28 protein-coding genes and 1 pseudogene are annotated in these 23,199 nt (G+C 62.2%); 5 read left to right on the plus strand and 24 right to left on the minus strand.

Annotated elements, in window-relative coordinates; genetic code table 11:
- Window positions 1-145, minus strand: a pseudogene (locus INS93_RS19555) (organic hydroperoxide resistance protein); the annotation flags it as partial.
- Between INS93_RS19555 and INS93_RS19560 the strand changes: the two are divergent.
- Window positions 144-347, plus strand: a complete 204-nt coding sequence (locus INS93_RS19560; RefSeq protein ID WP_192985030.1) for a hypothetical protein — start codon at window positions 144-146, stop codon at window positions 345-347. The pseudogene INS93_RS19555 and the gene INS93_RS19560 sit on opposite strands and share 2 nt — an antisense overlap.
- A 150-nt stretch (window positions 348-497) precedes the next feature.
- Here the strand turns inward: INS93_RS19560 and INS93_RS19565 are convergent, their stop codons facing one another.
- From INS93_RS19565 to INS93_RS19580, 4 genes are read right to left on the minus strand one after another with little or no spacing between them, the layout of a single operon-like run.
- Window positions 498-950 (minus strand): MarR family winged helix-turn-helix transcriptional regulator, encoded by a 453-nt coding sequence (locus tag INS93_RS19565; RefSeq protein ID WP_160018292.1) that lies wholly within the window; start codon window positions 948-950, stop codon window positions 498-500.
- 60 nt (window positions 951-1,010) lie between these two features.
- Complete coding sequence (locus INS93_RS19570; protein ID WP_192985032.1) at window positions 1,011-1,328, minus strand: I78 family peptidase inhibitor; 318 nt, start codon at window positions 1,326-1,328, stop codon at window positions 1,011-1,013.
- Between the two features lie 17 nt (window positions 1,329-1,345).
- Window positions 1,346-1,996: a YceH family protein gene (locus tag INS93_RS19575; RefSeq protein WP_192985034.1), complete on the minus strand. Its 651-nt coding sequence runs from the start codon at window positions 1,994-1,996 to the stop codon at window positions 1,346-1,348.
- A gap of 48 nt (window positions 1,997-2,044) precedes the next feature.
- Window positions 2,045-2,611 carry a TetR/AcrR family transcriptional regulator gene (locus INS93_RS19580; protein ID WP_192985036.1) on the minus strand — a complete coding sequence of 189 codons (567 nt, stop codon included), beginning with the start codon at window positions 2,609-2,611 and terminating at the stop codon, window positions 2,045-2,047.
- Window positions 2,612-2,700: 89 nt separating this feature from the next.
- Here INS93_RS19580 and INS93_RS19585 point away from each other — a divergent pair, with 89 nt between their 5' ends.
- From INS93_RS19585 to INS93_RS19595, 3 genes are all read left to right on the plus strand, one after another.
- Window positions 2,701-3,432, plus strand: coding sequence for an SDR family oxidoreductase (locus INS93_RS19585; RefSeq protein ID WP_160018288.1), 732 nt, complete (start codon window positions 2,701-2,703; stop codon window positions 3,430-3,432).
- Between the two features lie 43 nt (window positions 3,433-3,475).
- Window positions 3,476-4,069, plus strand: a complete 594-nt coding sequence (locus INS93_RS19590; RefSeq protein WP_192985038.1) for a 2-hydroxychromene-2-carboxylate isomerase — start codon at window positions 3,476-3,478, stop codon at window positions 4,067-4,069.
- Between the two features lie 68 nt (window positions 4,070-4,137).
- Window positions 4,138-4,353 carry a DUF3820 family protein gene (locus INS93_RS19595; protein WP_003243834.1) on the plus strand — a complete coding sequence of 72 codons (216 nt, stop codon included), beginning with the start codon at window positions 4,138-4,140 and terminating at the stop codon, window positions 4,351-4,353.
- 153 nt (window positions 4,354-4,506) lie between these two features.
- Here INS93_RS19595 and INS93_RS19600 read toward each other — a convergent pair whose 3' ends face one another.
- From INS93_RS19600 to fnr, 7 genes are all read right to left on the minus strand, one after another.
- Entirely contained in the window at window positions 4,507-4,755 is a 249-nt protein-coding gene (locus tag INS93_RS19600; protein ID WP_160018286.1) for a hypothetical protein, read from the minus strand.
- Window positions 4,756-5,003: 248 nt separating this feature from the next.
- On the minus strand, window positions 5,004-5,888 hold the full coding sequence (locus INS93_RS19605) for an SDR family NAD(P)-dependent oxidoreductase (RefSeq protein ID WP_192985040.1): 885 nt from the start codon (window positions 5,886-5,888) through the stop codon (window positions 5,004-5,006).
- Window positions 5,885-7,438, minus strand: a complete 1,554-nt coding sequence (locus tag INS93_RS19610) for a flavin-containing monooxygenase (protein WP_192985042.1) — start codon at window positions 7,436-7,438, stop codon at window positions 5,885-5,887. Before INS93_RS19610 ends, INS93_RS19605 begins: the two co-directional genes overlap by 4 nt.
- Before the next feature lie 56 nt (window positions 7,439-7,494).
- Window positions 7,495-8,331 (minus strand): metal-dependent hydrolase, encoded by an 837-nt coding sequence (locus tag INS93_RS19615; protein ID WP_192985044.1) that lies wholly within the window; start codon window positions 8,329-8,331, stop codon window positions 7,495-7,497.
- A 237-nt stretch (window positions 8,332-8,568) separates the two neighbouring features.
- Window positions 8,569-9,384, minus strand: coding sequence for an ion transporter (locus INS93_RS19620; protein ID WP_192985046.1), 816 nt, complete (start codon window positions 9,382-9,384; stop codon window positions 8,569-8,571).
- An 84-nt stretch (window positions 9,385-9,468) separates the two neighbouring features.
- The gene (locus INS93_RS19625) at window positions 9,469-10,017 is read right to left on the minus strand and encodes an adenine phosphoribosyltransferase (RefSeq protein WP_192985048.1); all 549 of its coding nucleotides are present in this window, start codon (window positions 10,015-10,017) and stop codon (window positions 9,469-9,471) included.
- 41 nt (window positions 10,018-10,058) lie between these two features.
- The gene (gene fnr / locus INS93_RS19630) at window positions 10,059-10,793 is read right to left on the minus strand and encodes a fumarate/nitrate reduction transcriptional regulator Fnr (protein ID WP_061239107.1); all 735 of its coding nucleotides are present in this window, start codon (window positions 10,791-10,793) and stop codon (window positions 10,059-10,061) included.
- 152 nt (window positions 10,794-10,945) lie between these two features.
- Here fnr and INS93_RS19635 point away from each other — a divergent pair, with 152 nt between their 5' ends.
- The gene (locus tag INS93_RS19635; RefSeq protein WP_192985050.1) at window positions 10,946-11,389 is read left to right on the plus strand and encodes a hypothetical protein; all 444 of its coding nucleotides are present in this window, start codon (window positions 10,946-10,948) and stop codon (window positions 11,387-11,389) included.
- Window positions 11,390-11,435: 46 nt separating this feature from the next.
- On the opposite strand, the gene hemN is transcribed toward INS93_RS19635, so the two are convergent.
- The 12 genes from hemN to INS93_RS19695 form a co-directional block, all read right to left on the minus strand.
- A complete protein-coding gene (hemN, locus tag INS93_RS19640; protein WP_192985052.1) occupies window positions 11,436-12,818 on the minus strand; it encodes an oxygen-independent coproporphyrinogen III oxidase in 1,383 nt (460 codons plus the stop codon).
- Between the two features lie 215 nt (window positions 12,819-13,033).
- Window positions 13,034-13,717: a sulfite exporter TauE/SafE family protein gene (locus INS93_RS19645; RefSeq protein WP_192985054.1), complete on the minus strand. Its 684-nt coding sequence runs from the start codon at window positions 13,715-13,717 to the stop codon at window positions 13,034-13,036.
- Complete coding sequence (gene ccoS, locus INS93_RS19650) at window positions 13,710-13,916, minus strand: cbb3-type cytochrome oxidase assembly protein CcoS (RefSeq protein ID WP_160018275.1); 207 nt, start codon at window positions 13,914-13,916, stop codon at window positions 13,710-13,712. Before ccoS ends, INS93_RS19645 begins: the two co-directional genes overlap by 8 nt.
- Window positions 13,917-13,990: 74 nt before the next feature.
- A complete protein-coding gene (locus INS93_RS19655) occupies window positions 13,991-16,399 on the minus strand; it encodes a heavy metal translocating P-type ATPase (RefSeq protein ID WP_192985056.1) in 2,409 nt (802 codons plus the stop codon).
- A gap of 8 nt (window positions 16,400-16,407) precedes the next feature.
- A complete protein-coding gene (locus tag INS93_RS19660; protein WP_096826647.1) occupies window positions 16,408-16,926 on the minus strand; it encodes a FixH family protein in 519 nt (172 codons plus the stop codon).
- A 13-nt stretch (window positions 16,927-16,939) separates the two neighbouring features.
- A complete protein-coding gene (gene ccoG / locus INS93_RS19665) occupies window positions 16,940-18,352 on the minus strand; it encodes a cytochrome c oxidase accessory protein CcoG (protein WP_192985058.1) in 1,413 nt (470 codons plus the stop codon).
- Window positions 18,353-18,512: 160 nt separating this feature from the next.
- A complete protein-coding gene (gene ccoP / locus INS93_RS19670) occupies window positions 18,513-19,508 on the minus strand; it encodes a cytochrome-c oxidase, cbb3-type subunit III (protein ID WP_160018267.1) in 996 nt (331 codons plus the stop codon).
- Window positions 19,505-19,693, minus strand: a complete 189-nt coding sequence (locus INS93_RS19675) for a cbb3-type cytochrome c oxidase subunit 3 (RefSeq protein WP_160018265.1) — start codon at window positions 19,691-19,693, stop codon at window positions 19,505-19,507. Before INS93_RS19675 ends, ccoP (INS93_RS19670) begins: the two co-directional genes overlap by 4 nt.
- Before the next feature lie 6 nt (window positions 19,694-19,699).
- The gene (gene ccoO, locus INS93_RS19680; protein ID WP_160018263.1) at window positions 19,700-20,308 is read right to left on the minus strand and encodes a cytochrome-c oxidase, cbb3-type subunit II; all 609 of its coding nucleotides are present in this window, start codon (window positions 20,306-20,308) and stop codon (window positions 19,700-19,702) included.
- Entirely contained in the window at window positions 20,308-21,750 is a 1,443-nt protein-coding gene (gene ccoN / locus INS93_RS19685) for a cytochrome-c oxidase, cbb3-type subunit I (RefSeq protein ID WP_017677203.1), read from the minus strand. Before ccoN ends, ccoO begins: the two co-directional genes overlap by 1 nt.
- Before the next feature lie 346 nt (window positions 21,751-22,096).
- Window positions 22,097-23,023, minus strand: a complete 927-nt coding sequence (gene ccoP / locus INS93_RS19690; protein ID WP_192985060.1) for a cytochrome-c oxidase, cbb3-type subunit III — start codon at window positions 23,021-23,023, stop codon at window positions 22,097-22,099.
- Window positions 23,020-23,199, minus strand: a complete 180-nt coding sequence (locus INS93_RS19695) for a cbb3-type cytochrome oxidase subunit 3 (RefSeq protein WP_160018257.1) — start codon at window positions 23,197-23,199, stop codon at window positions 23,020-23,022. The genes ccoP (INS93_RS19690) and INS93_RS19695 overlap by 4 nt, the downstream gene beginning before the upstream one ends.

Here is a 23,199-nt window from a genome sequence, read left to right on the forward strand (position 1 = left end):
GGTTGGTGCCATTGCCGCCGGCGCCGCCGAGTTCTTTCGGGGTGGTCAGGGCGATGTCGAGGATGCCGTCGGAGGAGACAGCGCGGCCTTCACGGCCACCAAAGGCTTCAGCGGTTGCACGGTACAGAACGTTTTCGATAGTCATGGCATTGATCCTTGTCGGTGGGGTGGTGATGGATTGGCTTGCTAATCTTTTGTGCGCTAACCGTTTCCATGAAGCGAACTATATTGCGCAAAACATTAGTGCGCAATATAAATTAATGGAAGATTTGGTTATAGACGTTAATTTTTTAGGAATAAGTTGGCGCGGTAGGGGTTGCGGCCATGCTTTGCAGCAGATGCTGTAGGTGATTTGCCAGATTCAGAGCGAATCGAGGCTCAGAATGAGCCAGTGAGCGAGGTGTGAATAGACGATGGAGGCCGTTGAGCACGGCGTGAACAGGGTTTCGCCTAGCAGGGGGATAGCGAGAGCAGGCGATGGCTGGCATCGCCTGGGTTCAGAGGGCGTCTTGCAGGTGGCTGCGCAGTTCGATCAGGTCGCCACGCAGCTTGCCCAGTTGTTCCATGTTCAACGCAGAAGCCTTGAGGATACAGGCAGGCAATGCTTTGGCTTGTTCGTGCAGGGCGCGACCTTTGTCGGTCAGGTACAGCTGCACCACGCGCTCATCCTGACTGCTGCGCTGGCGTTGCAGCAGGCCTTCGCTTTCCAGGCGCTTGAGTAGAGGCGTCAGCGAGCCGGGGTCGGTCAGCATGCGCGCGCTGATCTCACTGACGGTGATGCCCTCGTTTTCCCACAGCACCAGCATGGCCAGATACTGCGGATAGGTGAGACCGAGCGCCTGCAGCAGGGGCTTGTAGGTCTTGGTCATCATCAGCGAGGTGGAATAGAGGGCGAAGCACAGCTGGTTGTCCAGCATCAGCTCGGCGCAGGGTTCCACTTGGGAGGTCATGGCATTGGCCTGTGCAAAGGGGGTGGCAGTGATGCGGGGCAACCCGCACCACCGGTGACATCAGCCGCAGGATACGCGGGTGATCACTCGCTGATCGTCAACGTTGAGGTTAAGGCGTTGACCATTGTATTCCAAGGTCACCACGCTGTTTGGCGTGAGAATGCGAGCGGTGCTCGCTCCAGCTTGCTGGCGTGCCTGTTCGAGCAGTTCGGGTGTTGCGGTCTGGCCTTTGAAATGCTCGACAGCGGACGAAGTGCAGCTGTCCGGTGCAGGGCCGTTCGGCGCGGCTGCGGGTGCCGGCTTCTCAGCGGTGCTGCTGCAACCGGCTGCGAGCAGGGTGGCGCCTAGGATGAGGCAGATACGAGTTTTGAAATTCAATGCAGGAGCTCCTTGGGTTATTGCGCGCCTTCCAGGCGCGCCAGACGTTCTTCGAGGGCGGCGATGCGCGCATCGAGTTCGACCAGTCTATCTTCACTAGGTGCCGCAGCCTCCACGCGAGCAGCAGGGCGGCTGGCCAGCAGGCTTTCCAGATCTGCAGATTCGCCCAGCAGATGCATGTAGCGATCCTCGCGCTGACCACTCTGGCGCGGCAGCAGTAGCGCCAGACCTCGACCGATAAGACGCTCCAGCTGATGCTGGACCTCCGCGACATCGTCGAAATCGTGCATGCGATTGCTGCGCGTGAGCAGCTCATTGAGCGTCTGCGGGCCGCGCAACAGCAGCAGGCCGAGCAGTACAGTCTGTGGTTTGACCAACTCCAGCTGCTTGTCGCAACGCTGTTCCCAGCGGTCGGCACGGCTGCCCATCACCAGGTGCACCAGCTTGCGACCTTCCAGGCTGCGCAAGTAGCGCCCGACTTCACCGGTTTCCAGGTTCATCAAGGGTTCGCGACTGGTTTTCTGGTTGCAGGCTAGTTGCACGGCATTGAGCGTCAGCGGATAGGTTTCCGGCGTGGTCAGCTGCTTTTCGATCAGGCAGCCGAGGATGCGCACCTCGACGGCGTGCAGCGGGGTTTCACCAACCAGCGGGGAAGGGGTGTGCGACATGGATCAATCCTGGCAGAAAGAACCCGCATAGGTTAACGGCATCCGCGCTCAGCTGACAGGCTTCAATGTGTGTTCGAGCATGTCCAGGCTGGCGCCGAGCACCTGCTGGCGCGATTCCTGGCTGGCCATCATGCGCGCCAGCAGCAGGCTGCCCAGGCATTGCGCGAGAATCGTCCAGGCCAGTTGCGGGTCACCGATGATCTCGGCCCAGGTGCTCTGCAACTGCAGGATCTGCTGCTCGGTACGCAGCCGGACGCGTTCATCGGCACGGGCGATCTCCGCACCCAGGGTCGGTAGTACACAGCCTTTGTCCGGCTGCTCGACATGCGCCAGGCTGAGATAGGCTGTCAGGCAGCGTTGCAGCTTGTCACGCCCGGCGTCACCCGGTTCGCCGCCAAGCCGGCTCAGGCTGTTGCGCAGCTCGCGTTCGATCAGCTCGACGAACAAGTCATCCTTGCTCGGGAAATGGCTGTAGAAGGCTGCGCCGGTTAGACCAATGGTCTTCATCAGCGCGTCCACGCCGGTCACGGCAAAACCTTGCTGCTTGGCAATAGCGCCGCTGCTGGCGAGCAGGCGCTCGCGGGTTTCGGCCTTGTGTTCGGCGCAATAGCGCATGGATGACTCCGTTCTATGCTTGGTTGACCTGCCCGAGAGCATAGCATAACGTTCGTTCAGCTAACGATCGTTAGTTAATGGAGGAAGCCATGCACGAGAACAAGAAGGTCGCGTTGATCATTGGTGCGGGTGATGCCACCGGCGGCGCCATCGCCCGGCGTTTTGCCCGTGAGGGGTATGTCGCCTGCGTCACCCGGCGCAGCCTGGATAAGCTGCAACCGCTGCTGGAGGAAATTCGCGGCGAAGGCGGTGAGGCGCACGGTTTTGCTTCCGATGCACGGCGCGAGGAGCAGGTGGCTGAACTGGTCGAGAGCATCGAGCGTGACATCGGGCCGATCGAGGTGATGGTGTTCAATATCGGCGCCAACGTGCCTTGCAGCATCCTCGATGAAACTGCACGCAAGTACTTCAAGATCTGGGAAATGGCCTGCTTCTCAGGCTTTCTCACCAGTCAGGCGGTGGCCAGGCGAATGGTCGCCCGTGGCCGTGGCACCATCCTGTTTACCGGCGCGACCGCGGGTCTGCGTGGCGCCGCCGGATTTGCCGCTTTCGCCGGGGCCAAGCACGGTATCCGGGCGCTGGCGCAGAGCATGGCGCGTGAGCTGGGGCCGTTGAATGTCCATGTCGCCCATGTGGTAGTTGATGGTGCCATCGATACCGCCTTTATTCGCGACAGCTTTCCCGAGCTCTACGCCAAGAAGGATCAGGATGGCATTCTCGATCCCGAGCACATTGCCGACAGCTATTGGTTTTTGCATGCACAGCCGCGCGACGCCTGGACCTTCGAGCTGGATCTGCGGCCGTGGATGGAGCGCTGGTAATCTGTGCTGAGCCCACAATCACAATAACGAGCGAGTGAAACTGATGAGCAAGACGGTGGAGTTCTTCTTCGACCTGGGCAGCCCGGCATCCTACCTGGCCTATACCCAGCTGCCTGATCTGTGTCGCGTCGCAGGCGCTGAACTGGTGTATCGACCCATGCTGCTCGGCGGCGTGTTCCAGGCCACTGGCAACGCCTCACCGGCGATGATTCCGGCCAAGGGCCGTTACATGATTCGCGACCTGGCGCGCTTTGCCGAGCGTTACGGCGTGCCGATGCGCTTCAATCCGCATTTTCCGATCAATACCCTGACGCTGATGCGCCTGCTGGTGTCGGTGCAGATGCATCAGTCGGAACGTTTCGACGATGCCTTGCAGGCGCTGTTCCGGGCGATCTGGGTCGACGGGGTGAACATGGGGGATCCGGCCAAGATGGCAGGTGTGCTGGTTGCCGCTGGTTTCGACGCGGCCGTCCTGCAGGTGCAGATCGCTGAACCGGCAGTGAAGGACGCGCTCAAGGCGACTACCGAGGAGGCGGTCAAGCGCGGCGTATTTGGCGCGCCGACCTGCTTTGTCGGCGGCGAGATGTTCTTCGGTCAGGATCGCCTGGATTTCGTTCGCGAAGCACTTCGCGGCTAGGTGCTTTTCGCCCAGGGCCTGATGCCTGGCACAATGGCCGGATCATTTTCCGGCCATTCGAGTAACCGATGAACCCCGAAGCGCTGAAACTCCTGGTGACCCGCCGTATGCCTTACGGCAAGTACAAGGATCGACTGATCGCCGATCTGCCGGGCCACTACCTCAACTGGTTCGCCCGCACGGGTTTTCCCAAGGGCGAGCTGGGTCAGCTGCTCGCGCTGATGCAGGAGATCGACCACAACGGCCTCAAGCCGTTGCTCGATCCGTTGCGCGACCGGTCGTAGCCCGGATGCAATCCGGGGACAATTTTCGATCTCTCCCGGATTCCATCCGGGTCACGACTCGCAGGGCGCGTCACGCGCACCGCCCCTGCACGTTGCCAAAGTAGCCAGTGCAGGCCATCGGTGCGCACGGCGCACCCTACGTCTGAGTTGGCCTCAATGCCAACTGCGGCCATGATCCAGCTTCTGGTCCACCAGCCATTTGCCATGGGCGATGGACGCGTGCTGGGCCTTGTTCAGGTCATCCATGAAGGCGTAATCCACCGGCAAGGTCTGGCGTTTGCTGGTGTTGCCGTTGGGATCGGTAATCTGGCAACCGCCGGCCCAGGGTGTCGGCAGACCGGGGTGTTCCATGACACAGGCGTGGATGGTGTGGTCACGGTGGGTGCAGGTAAGCGCGCTCATGAGGCCACCTCGTGGATCAAGGCGCCGCTCTCGGTGTCGACGCTACACCGAGGTTCCAGCTGGGAGCCGGTGGCGGCGCCGCGTGGATGAGTGATGCGTCTGCCTCCCAACCTTAGCGCAAATGCTGGCGAACCGAATGTTGGCCGACAAACGTGCCACTTTTCTCGCGTTGTCGCCCGCGCCCACCCTGATTCTCGAGGCTCTGGGCATTGTGCGTACCAAGGGCATGCAACCAGCATCGGTGCGCCCTAGGATATCTCGCGCACCCCGTCCGTGCGCCGTGCTTTGGGCGCGAAGCGGGCAGCCAGGCGCATCGACAGTGTGACCAGGCGTTGGTACAGCGCCGGCATGCTGCGTTGCATCCAGTCCAGGGCATGGGCATCGGCGCCGATAAGGATGCGCCGCTTGTTGGCCAGCACTCCATTTACGATGACCTTCGCCGCCTGTTCCGGCGTGGTGCGCAGCAGCTGGTCGTTGAATTGCTGGCGCGCCTGCTCGGCTTCCTGGCCGGTGACCTTGGCCAGGCTGTCGTTCATCCGCGCGGTCTTGGCGATGTTGGTGCGGATGCCGCCGGGGTGCACGCAACTGGCGGAAACGCCGCAGGCGGCCATGTCCAGTTCCTGGCGAAGCGACTCGGTAAAGCCGCGCACGGCGAACTTGCTGGCGTTGTAAGCGCTCATGCCGGGCTGGGAGAACAGGCCGAAGACGCTGGACACGTTGACCACATGGCCCTGGCCCGCCGCCTTGAGGTACGGCAGGAAGGCTTTGGTACCGTTGACCACGCCCCAGAAGTTGATGCTCATGATCCATTCGTAATCGGCGTAGGCGTTGCCTTCCACGGTGCCGCCCTGGGCCACCCCGGCATTGTTGAAGATGGCGTTGACCCGGCCGAACTCGTTGACGATCTGCTCGGCCCAGGCTTCGACGGCGAAGCGATCAGCAACGTCGACCCGCTGCTGGCTGACGCTGACGCCGAGCTTGCGTGCCTGCTCGACGGTTTCCTGGAGACCCTCGACATTGACGTCGGACAGCGCCAGGTGGCAGCCCTGGCGCGCCAGCTGACAGGCGAGGGCGCGGCCGATACCTGAGCCGGCGCCGGTGATGGCGGCTACTTTGTTCTCGAAGGATTTCATGCGCTGACCTCCTGCGCGTCGAGGCTGATGGCATTGCTCTGCGCCGGGTGAGCGGCGTGCTGGCGACTGAAGTGATAGGCATGCGGATCGAAGTGGCGGGTCAGCATGCGATAGCGCCAGGTGAAACCGGGCCACACCGTGCAGTTGCGCCCGCTGACCGGATGCAGGTACCAGCTCATGCAGCCGCCGGCGTTCCATACGGTGTTGCCGAGAGTGCCCTGGATCTTCTTATTGAAGGCGTCCTGCGCCTCGCGCTTGGGCTCCAGGCTCTGCAGCCGACCCTCTTCGAGTTGCTTGAGGGCGCCGAGCACATAGGTGATCTGCGACTCGATCATGTAAACCATGGAGTTATGACCCAGGCCGGTGTTCGGGCCCATGAGGAAGAACAGATTGGGAAAGCCGGCAGTCATGGTGCCCTTGTAGGCTTCCGGGCCCTCGGGCCAGGTGTCGAGCAGGTCTACACCGCCACGGCCGAACACCGTGCCGCGTGGTAGCGGGTCGCTCGGGGTGAAGCCGGTGCCGAAGATGATGGCATCGACTTCGCGCTCCTGGCCGTCGACGCTGCGCACGCCGCTGGGCAGGATTTCGGCGATACCGTCGGTGATCACCTCGACGTTGGCCTGAGTCAGCGCCGGGTAGTAATCGTTGGAGATCAGCACGCGCTTGCAGCCCATGGTGTAGTCCGGGGTGACCTTGGCGCGCAGCAGCGGGTCCTTGATCTGCTTCTTGATATACAGCTTGGCGATACCCTGGGCCATGCGCAGCAGGCGCGGGGCGAAGGCGAAGGCTATCACCCGGCTTTCGAGAATGCCGTACAGCGCGCCGCGCCAGAGCTTCTGCGCCAGCGGGAAGCGCCTGAAGCGCATGCGCTCGCCATCGCGGATGGCACGATCGGGCTTGGGCATGATCCACGGCGCGGTGCGCTGGTAAAGATCGAGCCGCGCGACCTGCTGCTGGATCTGCGGCACGAACTGGATGGCCGATGCGCCAGTGCCGATTACCGCCACGCGCTTGCCGGTCAGGTCATAGTCGTGGTTCCACTGTTGCGAGTGGAAGACCTCGCCAGTGAAATGCTCCAGACCCTTTAGCTTGGGAATCGAGGGCGTCGACAGGGCGCCCATGCCGGAGACCACGAATTGCGCGCTGTACTGGTTGCCGGCGCGGTCCTGCAGATGCCATAGCTCGGCGTGCTCATCCCAGCGCATCTGCCCCACTTCTGTGTCCAGCAGGGTCTTGTCCTGCAGGCGGTACTTCTCCCAGCAACCTTCCAGGTACGCCTTGATTTCCGGCTGCCTGGCGAACATTCGCGTCCAGTTCGGGTTGGGCTCGAAGGAGAAGGAATATAGATGCGATTGCACGTCGCAGCCGCAGCCCGGGTAGTTGTTGACGCGCCAGGTGCCGCCGACACCTGCTTCCTTTTCGAACAGCAGGAAGTCCTGCTCGCCCTGTTGCTTGAGGCGAATGGCCATACCGAGGCCGGAGAAGCCGCTGCCGAGGATGGCGATCTTGCATCGGCGGACAGCGCTAGGGGGTGACACGGGCGCATTCATGACCGAACTCCTGCTTGTCGTTCTTGTTGGTGTCTACATCTGTACGTCAAGAGGCTTCAGTTGCTGAACCCGAGGCGCTCGCGCCAGCGATTTTCCAGCTTGTCGGTGTCGTGATCCCTGGGGTGGAAGCCTGGGCGGTAGTAGTCCAGATACGGACCGAGCAGCCTGGTGAAGAAGCCATTGCGCGGGCCGAACAGCTTCTTCAGGCCGAAGCCCCAACTGCGCCAGTTGAACAGTTGCCCGTCCTTGCGCAGCAGGTGAATCTGGAACCAGCCGATCACGCCGAGGAACATCAGGGTGGTCAGCATCATCACCAGCGTACGGGTGAAGTAGCCGCCGTAGACCTTCTGGTAGACGTCGTAGCACACGGCCTTGTGCTCGTTTTCCTCGATGGCGTGCCACATCCACAGTTGATAGAGCTTCGGGTCGTTCATCTGGGTGGTGAGGTCCTCACGGTTGAGTAACTGCTCGGCCATGGTCGCGGTGAAGTGCTCAAGGGCGCAGGTCGCTGCCAGGCGTTGCTTCTTGGTGCTGAAGCGGGTCGTCCATTCGAGCAATACCTTGATGCGCAGCTCGAGGCGCTCCAGGTCGATATCGTGCTCGTTGGCGTAGTCGTTATAGGCCGCATGCTCCTTGGAGTGCATGGCCTCCTGACCGATGAAGGCGCTGATGTCTTTTTTCAGCTGCGGCTCGCTGACCTGGTCGCGTACGGCGCGCACGCTGTCGACGAAGAACTTCTCACCGTAGGGGAACAGCGACGACAGGTTGTTCATGAAATGGCTCATGAACGGGTCGTCGTAGAACCAGTATTTCGGTGTATCGCTGAAACTGAAGTCCATGCGACGCACCGGAAAGCTGGATTTGGGCTGGGGGAGTGGAGTACTGGCGCTCATCGTTCGAGTCCTCTTCTGGGGCGTTGGTGCTCCCGATTGTTGTGCGGCTTGGGCTGGCAGCACTCGGTGCCGAAGGTGGTTAATCTCGACAGACCAACTGTGTCATTGAACGATGTAACTATCGGGCGTGCGGGCGCTGAGCGCCGCCAACTTAAGGCGGGTCTGATGGGTAGATATCAGGGGGGAAGGTGCGCAACCCGCAGCGCCAGAAGCGGCGGATTGCGCTGACGGCGGGGCTTACGGCGTGTTACGGCGCAGCTCGGCCACTTCGCTGCGCAGTGCGCGCAGCTCGTCGAGAATCGCCTGTGCGCGAGCCGCTGCGGCCTGCTCCTCGGCATCTGGCTCGTGGGTGCTCTGCATCGCGTTGACGATAACGGCGATGAACAGGTTGAGCATCATGAATGTCGCGACGAGGATATAGGGCACGAAGAACAACCATGCCAGCGGATGTTCCTCCATCACAGGACGCACGATGCCCATCGACCAGCTTTCCAGGGTCATCACCTGGAACAGGGTGTAGAGGCTGGCGCCGATGTTACCGAACCATTCGGGGAAGCTTTCACCGAACAGCTGGGTGGCCATTACCGCGGCGACGTAGAACACCAACCCCATCAGCATGACGATGCTGCCCATGCCAGGCAGCGAAGCGAGCAGTGCCTGCACTACCTTGCGCATGCTCGGATTGATCGACACCAGTCGCAGCACCCGCAGCACGCGCAAGGCACGCAGAACGGCGAAGGGGCCGCTGGCCGGTACCAGAGCGATGCCGACCACCAGGCAATCGAATACGGCCCAGGGATCGCGCAGCAGGCCGATGCCGCGCGCGACGAAGCGCAGCGCCAGCTCGATGACGAAGCAGGCGAGGATGAAGGTATCGAGGATCAGCAGTGGCGCGCCCCAGTCGGCCATGATCGACGGTGAGGTCTGCAGGCCGAGAATGACGGCATTGACGATGATCAGCAGGGTGATCAGGCGTTGTACGGGCGTGCCGTCGATGACAGCGCCCAGGCGCTGGCGCCAATCGCTGGATGGATTCAGTTCGAGTTCGTGCATGGGAGTCTGGTCAAGGTAATCGGTGATGCCGGGCATTGCCCGGCTTAATCAACAACCCACTTGCGGGTTGGCAGGTGCTTCGGCTCAATGATCGTCGAGCGCGAAGGCCGTCAGCGTGAAGGTGGGGATGCCGGCGTCCTGCAGTTTCTGCGAGCCGCCCAGCTCAGGCAGGTCGATGATCGCGGCGGCCTCGAAGACCGCTGCGCGCATGCGTCGCACCAGGTTGGCAGCAGCGATCAGGGTGCCGCCGGTGGCGATCAGGTCATCGAAGATCAGCACCGAATCGCCTTCACAGAGACTGTCGCTGTGCACTTCGAGGAAGGCTTCGCCATATTCGGTCTGGTAGCCCTCACTGAGCACGTCGGCCGGCAGTTTGCCCTGCTTGCGAAACAGCACCAGGGGTTTGTTGAGTTCGTAGGCGATGATCGAGCCGATCAGGAAGCCACGCGCATCCATGGCACCGATATGGCTGAACTCGGCTTCCACGTAACGCTGGATGAAACTGTCGGCGACCATGCGCAGGGCGCGCGGCGACTGGAACAGTGGGGTGATGTCGCGAAAGATGACGCCCGGCTTGGGGAAGTCCGGTACCGGGCGGATCAGGGTCTTGATGCTGAATTCGTCAAAGATCATCGTGGGTCCTAATGCGTTGAGCCCGCGAATACCTTGCGAACTCAAACGTCGAGATTACCGCCAGCCAGAGCACACAGCTCGATCGGGTCGAGAATGTGTACTTCCTTGCCTTCGGCTTCGAGCAGCTTGTTCTGTTGGAAGCGGGTAAATACGCGAGACACCGTCTCTACCGCAAGACCCAAATAGTTACCAATTTCGTTGCGCGACATGGCCAGGCGGAACTGGTTGGCCGAGAAGCCGCGTGCGCGGAAGCGGGCGGAGAGGTTGACCAGGAAGGTGGCGATACGTTCGTCGGCGGTTTTCTTCGACAGCAACAGCATCATCTGCTGATCGTCGCGGATTTCACGGCTCATGATACGCATCAGCTGGCGGCGCAGCTGTGGTAGCTGCAGGGCCAGGTCGTCGAGGCGTTCGAAGGGAATTTCGCAAACCGAAGTGGTTTCCAGCGCCTGTGCGGAAACTGGATAGCGCTCGCCGTCGACGCCAGACAGGCCGACCAGCTCGCTGGGCAGATGGAAGCCGGTGATCTGCTCCTCACCGCCATCGCTCAGGCTGAAGGTTTTCAGCGCACCGGAGCGTACGGCGAACACGGAGCCGAAGGTATCACCCTGGCGGAACAGGAATTCGCCCTTCTTCAGCGGGCGTCCGCGTTTGACGATGTCGTCGAGCGCGTCCATGTCTTCCATGTTCAGCGAAATGGGCAGGCACAAGGCAGCCAGGCTGCAATCCTTGCAATGGGCTTGATGCTGCTTGTGCAGCTTGATGCTCTCGGACATCGTTGGGCTTCCCGGATATACACGCAATGTTCGTAAGGGTACCGCAGGGCTTGGGTGGCGGCCAGTCATATAAGGCTGACCGAGCGCTCAAGTTTAGCCGCAGGGTGCCGATTCAGACTGTAGAACCATAGTCCAACGCAGGGAGCAGCGCGATGCGCATACCATCAAGTGGGCCGCTGAGTAATCTTGCCCAGGGCGTTCAGCGACAATTTATCGCAGTCGAGCGGACCCCCGAGGAGGTGCGCGAGGGGCTCCGTGTGAGTCTGTCCGAGTTAGGCAAGAGCATGTCGGCCAAGTCCGACAAGAACGAGGACATCGATAACAGCGATCTGCCCAAGGCGATCAAGGACCTGCTCAAGATGATCCGCGAGTTGCGTGCGCAGATCGTCGAGAAGCAGGCGCAGATCGAGGCGATCATGAGCGATCAGAGCCTCGATGCGGAAACCAGGCGCCAGCAGCTTGAAGGGCTGCAGACCGAGCTGGCGTCGCTCAACAGCGCATTGACTGCGGCCAATGCCAATCTGATCAAGCTGATGCGTGATAACGACTTGTCGAGTGAGCAGATGCAAACCGCTGCCACGTTGGCGATGGGTTGATCCGGCGCCAGTGACGGAGTCCGTCACTGGCGCCGGCTGCTCATGTTCAGATCACCCGGGAGAAACGCTGGCGTACCTGATCGTTGAGATAGCGGTCGAACAGCATGCACAGCGAGCGCACCAGCAGGCGCCCGGCCGGGCGCACCTGAATCCCTTCTGCGCCCAACTCGATCAAACCGTCGCGGTCGAGTTGCTGAAGTTCAGGCCAAAGTGCCGCGAAGTAGTCGCGGAACACCACGGCATGGGCCTGTTCGATGTCAGCGAAACGCAGCTCGAAGTGGCAGATCAACTGCTGGATGACGGCTCGGCGCAGACGGTCGTCGGCATTGCAGTGCAAGCCGCGGCGCGTCGCCAGCTGGCCGTTGCCCAGGGTCTGCTGATAGTTGGCGATATCGCTGTCGTTCTGGCTGTACAGATCGCCGATCTGGCTGATGGCAGAAACGCCCAGGCCGATCAGATCGCAGTGGCCGTGGGTGGTATAGCCCTGGAAGTTACGCTGCAACGTGCCTTCTTCCTGGGCGATGGCCAATTCGTCGTCGGGCAGGGCGAAGTGGTCCATGCCGATGTAACGATACCCGGCGCGGGTCAGTTGTTCGATGCTGCTCTGCAGCATGGCCAGCTTGCCTGCTGGGCTCGGCAGGTCGTCGGAGCTGATGCGGCGTTGCGGCATGAAGCGTTCCGGCAGGTGCGCGTAGTTGAACAGCGACAGGCGATCCGGTTGCAGAGCGATGACCTCGGCCACGGTGCGGGCGAAGCGCTCTGGCGTCTGCTTGGGAAGGCCGTAGATCAGGTCGATGTTCACCGAGCGGAACTGCAGGGTACGCGCTGCCTCGACGATGGCGCGGGTTTCTTCCAGGGTCTGCAGGCGGTTGACCGCGCGCTGCACCTCAGGGTCGAGATCCTGCACGCCGATGCTGACGCGATTGAAGCCCAGTTCACGCAGCAGGCCCATGGTCGACCAGTCGGCCTCGCGTGGGTCGATCTCGATGCTGTAATCGCCGGAGTCGTCATCCAGCAGGTTGAAGTGCTGGCGCAAGTGCTGCATCAGCCGCCGCAGCTCGTCGTGGCTGAGGAAGGTCGGCGTGCCACCACCGAAATGCAGCTGTTCGATTGGCTGGTTGCGATCGATGTGGCGGCTGATGATCTCGATTTCCCGCTCGAGTTTTTCCAGATAGGGCAGGGCACGGCCGCGGTCCTTGGTGATGACCTTGTTGCAGGCGCAGTAGTAGCAGATGTGCGCGCAGAACGGCACGTGCACGTAGAGCGACAGCGGGCGCTGTGCCTTGCGGCTGTCGCGCAGCGCATGCAGCAGATCGAATGGGCCGATATCGTCGTGAAACTGTACGGCGGTCGGGTAAGAGGTATAGCGCGGGCCGGCGAGATCGTAGCGGCGGATCAGGTCGGCATCCCACTGGATGGCGTCGAGCATGGGAAATAATCCTGGACAGGCTGTGCGGCCAGTCTAGGGATGCGCCTGGGCGGCGGCCTTGACCTGAATCAAAGGCGCGTTGAGCACCGCAGGTGTTGTTGCTGCGTAGCCCGGATGCAAACCGGGGATGTTGGATACCTTGCTCCCGGATTACATCCGGGCTACGTCTGCTCGTACTTTGGCGTGCCGCTTGAGGCTTGCTGCTTGTAGCTGCTCTAGTGCCCCATCAGCCAGTGTTGGTGGGGGCCGGGTAGGGTCCATACGCCGAACAGAATGACCAGCAGGCCGCCAGCCATGCGCACGCCTCGCTTGCGCAGCAGGGTGGTGATGCGCTCGGCGGCCAGCCCGGTGGCCAGCAGTACCGGCCAGGTGCCCAGGCCGAACGCCAGCATCAGCAGGGCGCTGTTGACTGCATTGCCCTGGCTGGAAGCCCACAGCAGGGTGCTGTAGACCAGCCCGCACGGTAGCCAGCCCCACAATCCACCCAGAACCAGGGCGCGCGGCAGGCTGCTGACCGGCATGAAGCGCCGTGTCAGCGGCTGGATATGCCGCCACAGGCCGCGGCCCAGTGCTTCGATGCGTGTCAGCCCGCTCCACCAGCCGGCCAGATAAAGCCCCATGGCAATCAGCAGCAAGGCAGCCATTGTGCGCATCGCCACTTCGGCTTTGCTGCCGGCAATGGCCCAGCCGGCCAGGCCCAGGAGCAAGCCCGCCAGGCTGTAGCTGAGAATGCGCCCGAGGTTGTAAGCCAGTAGCAGTTGCAGACGCCGGCCGCGTTGCTCGGGCGGAATCGCCAGAGTCAGCGCGCCCATCAGGCCGCCGCACATGCCGAGGCAATGGCCGCCGCCGAGCAGGCCGAGAATCAGTGCAGACACCAGCAGTGGTGCCAGCTCAAGCATCAGGTTTGTCCTGCTTGTTGTGTTCTTCGGCCTGCTCGACGCCAGCCTTGTGCAGCGGATCTTCATCGTCGAACAGAATGCTGTGCGCCGGGCCGTCGAGATCGTCGTACTGACCGCTGTCCACCGCCCAGAAGAACAGCCAGATGGCGAAGCCGACCAGGCCGATGGCAACGGGGATCAGGATATAGAGGGCGGACATGCGGTCTCCATGGTGGCATCTGAGTAGGAGTGAGCTCTGCCCGAGAACCGCTTCTTCGCGAGCAGAGCTCGCTCCTACGTGTTCGGGGTGCTGCTGAGGCGCAGGGCGTTGAGTACCACCAGCAGCGAGCTCAGGGACATGCCCACGGCTGCCCAGATCGGCGTGATCCAGCCCAGAGCGGCGAAGGGCAGTACCAGACCATTGTACAGCGTCGCCCAGGCAAGGTTCTCAATGATGATGCGGCGCGTGCGCTTGGCCAGTTTCAGGCCATCGACCAGGCTGCTCAGACGGTTCGACAGCAACACGGCGTCGGCGCTGGTTTTCGCCAGGTCGGACGCCGAACCCATGGCCACGCTGATATCGGCAGCGGCCAATACCGGTACGTCGTTGACGCCATCGCCGAGCATCAGCACGCGACGCCCTTGGCCGTGCAATTGCTTGAGCACGGCTAGCTTGGCATCCGGGGTCAGGCCGCCGCGGGCGTCGTCGATGCCCAGTTGGCGCGCGACTTCGCCCACCATGGGTGAGCTGTCGCCAGACAGCAGATGGATATGCCAGCCGCGGGCGCGGGCGGCGGCGATCAGTTGCGGGGCATCGTCACGCAGGCGGTCGTCGAGGACGAACCAGGCCAGCGGCCCCTGTTCATCGCCCAGCAGCAGCCACTGGCCATGCTCGCTGGCAATCGGCGGCACGGCCTTGCCGCTCAGGGCGCATACGAAACTGGCCTCGCCAATGCGCAGCAGACGGTCATCGACCAGGCCCTGCAGGCCCTGTCCCGGATGACTATCGACGGATTGCGCAGCGCGAGGTGCCTGGCTGAACGCGCGAGCGATGGGGTGTTCCGAGCGGTTCTCCAGCGCGGCAGCCAGGGCCAGGCAACTACCTTCGTCAAGATTGCGCAGCGGGTGGATGGCCTTGAGCGTCAGGCGGCCTTCGGTCAGCGTGCCGGTCTTGTCCAGCACCAGCGTGTCGATCTGGTTGAGCCCTTCGAGCACATGGCCACGCGTCAGCAGCATGCCCAGTTTGTGCAGGGTACCGGTAGCGGTGGTCAGGGCGGTCGGTGTGGCCAGGGCCAGGGCGCAGGGGCAGGTGGCCACGAGCAGGGCGAGCACGACCCAGAAAGCACGGCCGGAGTCGATCTCCCACCAGGCGAAGCCGACCACGGCGGCAGCTACCAGGATAAACAGCAGGAACCATTGTGAAACGCGGTCGGCGATTTCTGCCAGGCGCGGTTTTTCGCTCTGCGCTCGGTCCAGCAGGCGCACGATGGCGGACAGGCGAGTGGCATCACCGAGTGCTTGTACTTCGACGGTCAGCGGCCCTTCGACATTCAGTGTGCCGGCGGTGACGCTGTCGCCGATGCCGCGTGGCAGTGGCAGGTACTCGCCGGTAAGCAGCGATTCATCGACACTGGATTGGCCGGCAAGGATGCGGCCGTCGGCGGGAATTAGCGAGCCAGGTTGCACCAACACCTGCTCACCTTCGCGCAGCTCGCTGAGCAGGATGCGCTGGCTCTGGCCGTCTGCGTCCAGGCGCAGGCAGGAGGCCGGCAGCAGCTTGACCAGCTGCGCGGTAGCAGCTGCCGTGCGTTCTCGCGCACGGCGCTCCAGGTAGCGGCCGGCGAGCAGGAATAGCGCGAACATGCCGACTGCGTCGAAATACAGCTCGCCCTGGCCGGTGATGGTCGACCAGATGCCGGCGACGTATGCACCGCCGATGGCCAGCGAGACCGAAACGTCCATGGTCAGGTGGCGGGTACGCAGGTCGCGCAGGGCGCCGCGGAAGAACTGGCCGCAGCAATAGAAGACGATGGGCGTGGTGAGGAACAGGCTGGTCCAGCGCAGGATCTTGTCCAGCTCTGGTGATAGGTCGATGTTGAATTCCGGCCAGGTGGCCATGGTCGCCATCATCACCTGCATCCACAGCAGTCCGGCCACGCCCAGCTCGCGCATGCGCCGGCGGTTTTCCGCGGCCATGCGCTCGGCGGCCTCGTCGGCGCGCCAGGGGTGGGCGGCGTAACCGATGCGGCGCAGTTCGGCAAGCAGCTTGCTCAGGGCGATCTGGCTGTCCTGCCAGCGTACCTGCAGGCGGTGGTTGGACAGGTTCAGGTGCGCCTCGGCCACGCCTGGCACGCCGCGCAGGTGCTTCTCGATCAGCCAGCCGCAGGCGGCGCAGCTGATGCCTTCGATCAGCAACTGGGTTTCGCTCAGTTCGCCCTCGTGCTGGACGAAGGGCTGCTGCACATCGTTGCGGTCATACAGCGCCAGTTCGTCCGGCAGGGCGGCGGGCAGTGCCTGTGGGTTGGCCGCGTTCTCGCTGCGATGGCTGTAGTAATGCTCCAGGCCACCGGCGACGATGGCTTCGGCCACGGCCTGACAGCCGGGGCAGCACATTTCACGGGTCTGGCCGAGCACGTCGGCACGGAACTGGCTGCCGGCGGGAACCGGCAGGCCGCAGTGATAGCAGGGAATAGGGGCGGGCATTGGCTGGGTCAGTAGGAGGGATTGTCACCGATCATGATGGTCTGGCCACCGGTGATGTTCTCTTCCTCGAACAGACGCCAGTTCTGGCTGCCTTCCTGGCCGAGCAGCTCGACGAAGCGACGACCGCTGACTTCATCGACCATTTGCCCACGGTACTGGCCGTCAGCCGCCGGTTGCAGGATCACGCGACGGTCGCGTTCCGGCTGGGTCGGCGAGATCAGGTTGAGCACGATCTGCTGCGGTCTGCTGTTGCCCTCCAGCGACAGGGTGGCGACGCCGGTGGTGTTGTCCAGCACCAGCTCGCCATGCAATTGCAGGCGCTCGGCCAATTTTTCGCGCTCCAGCGACTGGTTGATGCCCTTGCCGACATCGTAGTAGTCGTCGGAGATCAGCCCTGGTGGGTTCTTGGTGGCGATGGTGAGCAGGGTCAGGCCCTGCACCACCGAGTAGCCCAGCAGGAACAGGATGAACCAGGGCCAGAACTGCTTGTACCAGGGTTTGACTGGCGATGGGGTTTGCTCGGTCATGCGTTTTCCGTTGTCAGCGGACGCTTGGGCCAATGAAGCGGCTGTCGGCGTCGTTCTTGATACTGGGGTCATCCGCGGATTGTACGTGGAAGACGATATTGTTGGCGCTCGACGGCAGCTTCTCCGGTGCGATGGACAGCTCGACCGGGAAGGAATACACCTCGCCAGCCAGGGCCCGCACTTCGCGCTTGCCTTCGTAGACCAGGCCGTCGAGGCCGTCGGCGCTGATCACGTAGGTCATGTCGCGCTGCGCCTTGTTCATGATCTTCAGGGTATAGACGTTCTCGATATGGCCGCGCTCGTTCTCACGGAACAGCACACGATCCTTGAGTACATCCAGCTCCACCAGCGGGCGATTGGCCACGGCCCAGGCGAACAGGCCGATCATGGCGACCAGCGCGACAGCGTAGCCGATCAGGCGCGGGCGCAGCAGGTGGGTCTTGCGCCCGGACAGGTTGTGTTCAGTGGTGTAGCTGATCAGCCCCTTGGGATAGTTCATCTTGTCCATGATGTCGTCGCAGGCGTCGATGCAGGCGGCGCAGCCGATGCACTCGATCTGCAGGCCATCGCGAATATCGATGCCGGTGGGGCAGACCTGCACGCACATCTTGCAGTCGATGCAGTCGCCGAGGCCCTGCGCCTTGTAATCGGCGTCCTTCTTGCGCGGGCCGCGTGATTCGCCACGGCGCGGGTCGTAGGAGACGATCAGGGTGTCCTGGTCGAACATCACACTCTGGAAGCGCGCATAGGGGCACATGTAGATGCACACCTGCTCGCGTAGGTAGCCGGCGTTGCCGTAGGTGGCGAGGGTGAAGAAGCCGATCCAGAAATAGGCCCAGCCGCTGGCTTCACCGGTGAAGATCTCGATGACCAGTTCGCGAATTGGCGTGAAGTAACCGACGAAGGTGATGGCGGTCAGCAGTGACACGCCCACCCAGATGCCGTGCTTGGCCAGCTTGCGGCCCAGTTTCTTGCCGCTCAGGGGTTGCTTGTCCAGCTTCATGCGCTGGTTGCGATCACCTTCGGTGACCTTCTCCGCCCACATGAATACCCAGGTGAACACGCTCTGCGGACAGGTGTAGCCGCACCAGACGCGACCGGCGAACACGGTGATGAAGAACAGGCCGAAGGCGCAGATGATCAGCAGCCAGGACAGCAGCATGAAATCCTGCGGCCAGTAGCTGGCGCCGAAAATGTGGAATTTGCGTTCGGGGAGGTTCCACCAGACCGCTTGGCGGCCGTTCCAGCTCAGCCAGACGGTGCCGAAAAACAGCAGGAAGAGCAGGGCGCCGCCAGCGAGTCGCAGATTACGAAACAGGCCAGTGAACGCGCGGGTATAGATCTTCTCGCGGCTGGCGTAGAGATCGACGCTGGCATTCTTGGCAGAAGGAGGGGTGACGTCCTGGACGGGAATCTGTTCGCTCATCAATGCATACCAAAGCGGTTGGTTGGCAGCCCAGGCCGATACGTGCCGGTCAGGGTCAATTCACGGTAGCTATATGGTACGCCTGAAAGGCAACGCCCGGGTGCGACCAGCGGTCGCGACCCGGGCGTTCATTGACCCTTGTCAAAGGAGTCGTTTTTATTTACTGCTCTTGTGCCTTGTGCGACAGGCTGTACACGTAGGCAGCCAGCAGATGCACCTTGTCATTGCCGAGGAATTCTTCCTGGGCCGGCATGTTGCCGTGACGGCCGTAGCGGATGCTCTGCTGCAGTTGTGCGTAGCTGCTGCCATAGATGAACGCTGCCGGGTTGGTCAGGTTCGGTGCGCCCATGGCTGCTGTACCCTTGCCGTCTGCGCCATGGCAGGCGAAGCAGGTACCGGCGAAGACCTTCTGGCCTGCTTCGATATCGGCTTCCACGCCTTCTGGCAGCTCGCGGCCAGCCAGTTCGGTGAGGACGTAGGCGGCGACATTGCGTACGCCATCTTCGCCGATCATCGGGCCTTGAGCAGGCATCGCACCCTGACGACCCTTGAGCAGGGTGGTCTTGATGGTTTCCGGCTCGCCGCCCCAGCGCCATTCGTTGTCTGTCAGGTTGGGGAAGCCGTAGCTGCCCTTGGCGTCGGAACCGTGGCACACGGAGCAGTTGGAGGCGAACAGGCGGCCACCCATTTTCAGGGCTTGCGCGTCCTTGGCTACTTCCTCGATCGGCATTGCAGCGTACTTGGCGAACAGCGGACCGTATTGCTCATCGGCGCGCGCCATTTCCTTTTCCCACTGGTGCACACCGGTCCAGCCGGCGTGACGCATGGAGCCGTCAGCGATCTGCACGCCAGAAGCGAAAGGCGTTTCTTTTTCGCTGTCTACGTAGTCGTAGCCGGGCAGCAGGCCCTTGAAGTTACCCAGGCCTGGGTACAGGGCCAGGTAGCCGAGGGCGAAGATGATGGTGGCGACGAACAGCATGAACCACCACTTCGGCAGCGGGTTGTCATACTCCTCGATGCCGTCGAAGCTGTGGCCGACGGTTTCTTCGGTGGTTTCCTGGCGCTGGCCCTTGCGGGTGCCGAAGATCAGCCAGGTCAGGGCGAAGATGGTGCCCAGAGACAGAATGGTTACGTACCAACTCCAGAACGTGGTCATTGGTTATTGCTCCTGGAAGAGTCTTGATCGCGCTTGGACTCGGGCTTGAGATCGTCGGCGAAGGGCAGGTTGGCTGCTTCGTCGAAGCTCGATTTGCGCTTGCTGCTGTAAGCCCAGAGCACCACGCCGATGAAGGCGATGAAGACCACCGCCGTGCCGATGCCGCGAATCATCCCGATGTCCATAGCGTCTTACCGTTTGTTCTTGATGGAAGTGCCGAGAACCTGCAGGTACGCGATCAGCGCGTCCATTTCGGTGTTGCCTTTCACGGCATCGCGAGCACCGGCGATATCTTCGTCGGTGTAGGGGATGCCGAAGCCACGCATGACTTCCATCTTCTTGGCGGTGTCGTGACCGTCGAGTTTGTTCTCCACCAGCCAGGGGTAGGCGGGCATCTTCGACTCAGGCACGACGTTGCGCGGGTTGTACAGGTGGGCGCGATGCCACTCGTCCGAGTAGCGGCCGCCGACGCGAGCCAGGTCCGGGCCGGTACGCTTGGAGCCCCACAGGAAGGGGTGATCCCAGACGCTTTCACCGGCGACGGAGTAGTGGCCGTAGCGTTCGGTCTCGGCGCGGAACGGACGGATCATCTGCGAGTGGCAGCCAACGCAGCCTTCACGGATGTAGATATCGCGACCTTCCAGTTGCATCGCGGTGTAGGGCTTGAGGCCTTCCACCGGCTCATTGGTGACGTCCTGGAAGAACAGCGGGACGATCTGGGTCAGGCCACCGATGCTGACGGCAATCACCATCAGCAGCGCCATCAGGCCGATATTCTTCTCGATGATTTCGTGTTTCATCAGTGAGCTACTCCGGCGGGAATCTGCGCAGCCGCTTCGTATTCAGCCGGCTTGGCGGCACGCACGGTGCGGAAGGTGTTGTAGGCCATCAGCAGCATGCCTGCGACGAAGAAGGCGCCGCCGATCATGCGTACGACATAGCCCGCATGGCTGGCTTCCAGCGCTTCGACGAAGGAGTAGGTGAGGGTGCCGTCTTCGTTGACTGCACGCCACATCAGGCCCTGAGTGATGCCATTGACCCACATCGAGGCGATGTACAGCACGGTGCCAATGGTGGCCAGCCAGAAGTGGGTGTTGATCAGGGCGATGCTGTGCATCTGCTCGCGGCCGAACACTTTCGGGATCAGGTGATACAGCGAGCCGATGGAGATCATCGCGACCCAGCCGAGGGCGCCAGCGTGCACGTGGCCGATGGTCCAGTCGGTGTAGTGGGACAGGGCGTTGACGGTCTTGATGGCCATCATCGGGCCTTCGAAGGTCGACATGCCATAGAACGCCAGGGACACCACCAGGAAGCGCAGGATCGGGTCGGTGCGCAGCTTATGCCAGGCGCCGGACAGACTCATCATGCCGTTGATCATGCCGCCCCAGCTCGGTGCCAGCAGGATCACCGACATGGCCATGCCCAGGGACTGTGCCCAGTCCGGCAGAGCGGTGTAGTGCAGGTGGTGCGGACCGGCCCAGATGTACAGGGTGATCAGCGCCCAGAAGTGCACGATGGACAGGCGATACGAGTAGATCGGACGCTCGGCCTGCTTGGGTACGAAGTAATACATCATGCCCAAGAAGCCGGTGGTCAGGAAGAAGCCCACGGCGTTGTGGCCGTACCACCACTGGATCATCGCGTCGGTCGCGCCGGCATAGGCCGAGTACGACTTGAACAGGCTCACCGGCATGGCGGCGCTGTTGACGATGTGCAGCATCGCGGTGACCAGGATGAACGCACCGAAGAACCAGTTGCCCACATAAATGTGCTTGGTCTTGCGCTTGACGATGGTGCCGAAGAACACCAGCAGGTAGGTGATCCAGACGATACCCAGGAGGACGTCGACCGGCCACTCGAGCTCGGCGTATTCCTTGGAGCTGGTGTAGCCCATCGGCAGGGTGATCACCGCCAGGACGATGACCGCCTGCCAGCCCCAGAAGGTGAAGGCAGCCAGACCGTCGGAGATCAGGCGCGTCTGGCAGGTGCGCTGGACCACGTAATACGAGGTCGCAAACAGTGCGCATCCGCCAAAGGCGAAGATCACCGCGTTGGTGTGCAGCGGGCGCAAACGACCGAAGCTGGTCCACGGCAGGTTTAGGTTGAGTTCCGGCCACACGAGTTGTGCGGCGATGAACACGCCTAGACCCATGCCAATGACCCCCCAGATCACCGTCATAATGGCGAACTGGCGGACCACCTTATAGTTATAAGCAGTCTGACTGATTGCTGTGCTCATGCTAGGGGTTCCACGGTTAATGGAGTTTTATGGGGCAAAAATCGGCGGCAAGTATGTAGAAAGCAAGTAGCCATTGCAACGTAACGTGCCGACACGAATAGGGTTTCAGGGCCTTTCGCGAGCCGTTCGCAACGGTCTCGGAAACAGCTCTGGCAGCTTTTGGCGCAACCAGTTTGCGCAGCGCTAAGAAAGGATCGCCTTAGAGTTGTGGCAAATGGCGACTGAAAGGCAGCTTAGCCCAGATCAAGGAGATTGCAGGGCTATTGGTCGGCAGGTGCGACACTGGGTCGCACACATATAAGGAGGGGCCGGCGACCGTGATTCGGTCGCCGGTGAAGTGCAGGGGTTACTTGCTCTCGCCCTGGCTCAGCTTGAGCACATAGGCGGCCAGCAGGTGAGCCTTGTCATTGCCGAGGAAGTCACCCTGGGCCGGCATGTTGCCGCTGCGACCATAACGGATGGTCTGCTGCAGTTGGGCGAAGCTGCTGCCGTAGATGAACGCGCTGGGCTGAGTCAGGTCCGGCGCCCCCATCACGGCCATGCCGGTGCCGGCCTGGGTGTGGCAGGCGGAGCAGAGGGTGGCGAAGATCTGCTTGCCGGCGGCGACGTCGGCCTGCGCATCTGCCGGCAACTCGCGACCGCCCAGCTCGGTGAGGACGTAGGCGGCGACATTGCGTACGCCATCTTCGCCGATCATCGGGCCTTGTGCCGGCATCACGCCCATACGGCCATGCAGGATCGTGGTCTTGATGGTCTCCGGCTCGCCGCCCCAGCGCCAGTTGCTGTCGGCCAGGTTGGGGAAGCCATAGCTGCCCTTTGCGTCGGAACCGTGGCACACCGAGCAGTTGGAGGCGAACAGACGACCGCCCATTTTCAGCGCGCGCTCGTCCTTGGCCACTTCCTCGATGGGCATGGCGGCGTATTTGGCGAAGATCGGGCCGTACAGCTCATCGGCACGATCCATTTCGCGCTGCCACTGGTTGACCTGGGTCCAGCCATCCTCGTAGCCCGGCAGCAGGCCCTTGAAGTTGCCCAGGCCCGGGTAGAGCAGCAGGTAGCCAACGGAAAACACCAGTGTGCCGAGGAACAGCATGAACCACCACTTGGGCAGTGGGTTGTCATACTCCTCGATGCCATCGAAGGAGTGCCCCATGGTCTGCTCGGTCGGGTTCTTGTGCACTTCGCTCTTGCGGGTGGCGAAGATCAGCCAGAACAGCGCGACCAGCGAGCCCACGGTCAGCAGGGTGATGTACCAGCTCCAGAAGGTGGTCATGCTTGGGTCCTCGAAACGGCGGGCTTGGGCTCATCAGCGAAGGGCAGGTTGGCCGCTTCGGTGAAGGCGTCGCGGCGTTTGCCGCTGTAGGCCCAGAGGGTGACGGCGGTGAAGGCGATCAGTACCAGCGCGGTGCCTATGCCGCGCAGGGTGCCGATATCGATTAGCTCGAACAT

Source organism: Pseudomonas sp. EggHat1 (assembly GCF_014892995.1).
GTDB classification, from domain to species: Bacteria; Pseudomonadota; Gammaproteobacteria; order Pseudomonadales; family Pseudomonadaceae; genus Aquipseudomonas; species Aquipseudomonas chaetocerotis.

Excerpts from the sequence above, each read along its gene's own strand:
- INS93_RS19560 (WP_192985030.1), top strand. The coding sequence starts at position 144 with ATGGCATTGATCCTTGTCGGTGGGGTGGTGATGGATTGGCTTGCTAAT.
- INS93_RS19565 (WP_160018292.1), bottom strand. The coding sequence starts at position 950 with ATGACCTCCCAAGTGGAACCCTGCGCCGAGCTGATGCTGGACAACCAG.
- INS93_RS19575 (WP_192985034.1), bottom strand. The coding sequence starts at position 1,996 with ATGTCGCACACCCCTTCCCCGCTGGTTGGTGAAACCCCGCTGCACGCC.
- INS93_RS19580 (WP_192985036.1), bottom strand. The coding sequence starts at position 2,611 with ATGCGCTATTGCGCCGAACACAAGGCCGAAACCCGCGAGCGCCTGCTC.
- INS93_RS19585 (WP_160018288.1), top strand. The coding sequence starts at position 2,701 with ATGCACGAGAACAAGAAGGTCGCGTTGATCATTGGTGCGGGTGATGCC.
- INS93_RS19590 (WP_192985038.1), top strand. The coding sequence starts at position 3,476 with ATGAGCAAGACGGTGGAGTTCTTCTTCGACCTGGGCAGCCCGGCATCC.
- INS93_RS19595 (WP_003243834.1), top strand. The coding sequence starts at position 4,138 with ATGAACCCCGAAGCGCTGAAACTCCTGGTGACCCGCCGTATGCCTTAC.
- INS93_RS19600 (WP_160018286.1), bottom strand. The coding sequence starts at position 4,755 with ATGAGCGCGCTTACCTGCACCCACCGTGACCACACCATCCACGCCTGT.
- INS93_RS19605 (WP_192985040.1), bottom strand. The coding sequence starts at position 5,888 with ATGAAATCCTTCGAGAACAAAGTAGCCGCCATCACCGGCGCCGGCTCA.
- INS93_RS19610 (WP_192985042.1), bottom strand. The coding sequence starts at position 7,438 with ATGAATGCGCCCGTGTCACCCCCTAGCGCTGTCCGCCGATGCAAGATC.
- INS93_RS19615 (WP_192985044.1), bottom strand. The coding sequence starts at position 8,331 with ATGAGCGCCAGTACTCCACTCCCCCAGCCCAAATCCAGCTTTCCGGTG.
- INS93_RS19620 (WP_192985046.1), bottom strand. The coding sequence starts at position 9,384 with ATGCACGAACTCGAACTGAATCCATCCAGCGATTGGCGCCAGCGCCTG.
- INS93_RS19625 (WP_192985048.1), bottom strand. The coding sequence starts at position 10,017 with ATGATCTTTGACGAATTCAGCATCAAGACCCTGATCCGCCCGGTACCG.
- fnr (WP_061239107.1), bottom strand. The coding sequence starts at position 10,793 with ATGTCCGAGAGCATCAAGCTGCACAAGCAGCATCAAGCCCATTGCAAG.
- INS93_RS19635 (WP_192985050.1), top strand. The coding sequence starts at position 10,946 with ATGCGCATACCATCAAGTGGGCCGCTGAGTAATCTTGCCCAGGGCGTT.
- hemN (WP_192985052.1), bottom strand. The coding sequence starts at position 12,818 with ATGCTCGACGCCATCCAGTGGGATGCCGACCTGATCCGCCGCTACGAT.
- INS93_RS19645 (WP_192985054.1), bottom strand. The coding sequence starts at position 13,717 with ATGCTTGAGCTGGCACCACTGCTGGTGTCTGCACTGATTCTCGGCCTG.
- ccoS (WP_160018275.1), bottom strand. The coding sequence starts at position 13,916 with ATGTCCGCCCTCTATATCCTGATCCCCGTTGCCATCGGCCTGGTCGGC.
- INS93_RS19655 (WP_192985056.1), bottom strand. The coding sequence starts at position 16,399 with ATGCCCGCCCCTATTCCCTGCTATCACTGCGGCCTGCCGGTTCCCGCC.
- INS93_RS19660 (WP_096826647.1), bottom strand. The coding sequence starts at position 16,926 with ATGACCGAGCAAACCCCATCGCCAGTCAAACCCTGGTACAAGCAGTTC.
- ccoG (WP_192985058.1), bottom strand. The coding sequence starts at position 18,352 with ATGAGCGAACAGATTCCCGTCCAGGACGTCACCCCTCCTTCTGCCAAG.
- ccoP (WP_160018267.1), bottom strand. The coding sequence starts at position 19,508 with ATGACCACGTTCTGGAGTTGGTACGTAACCATTCTGTCTCTGGGCACC.
- INS93_RS19675 (WP_160018265.1), bottom strand. The coding sequence starts at position 19,693 with ATGGACATCGGGATGATTCGCGGCATCGGCACGGCGGTGGTCTTCATC.
- ccoO (WP_160018263.1), bottom strand. The coding sequence starts at position 20,308 with ATGAAACACGAAATCATCGAGAAGAATATCGGCCTGATGGCGCTGCTG.
- ccoN (WP_017677203.1), bottom strand. The coding sequence starts at position 21,750 with ATGAGCACAGCAATCAGTCAGACTGCTTATAACTATAAGGTGGTCCGC.
- ccoP (WP_192985060.1), bottom strand. The coding sequence starts at position 23,023 with ATGACCACCTTCTGGAGCTGGTACATCACCCTGCTGACCGTGGGCTCG.
- INS93_RS19695 (WP_160018257.1), bottom strand. The coding sequence starts at position 23,199 with ATGTTCGAGCTAATCGATATCGGCACCCTGCGCGGCATAGGCACCGCG.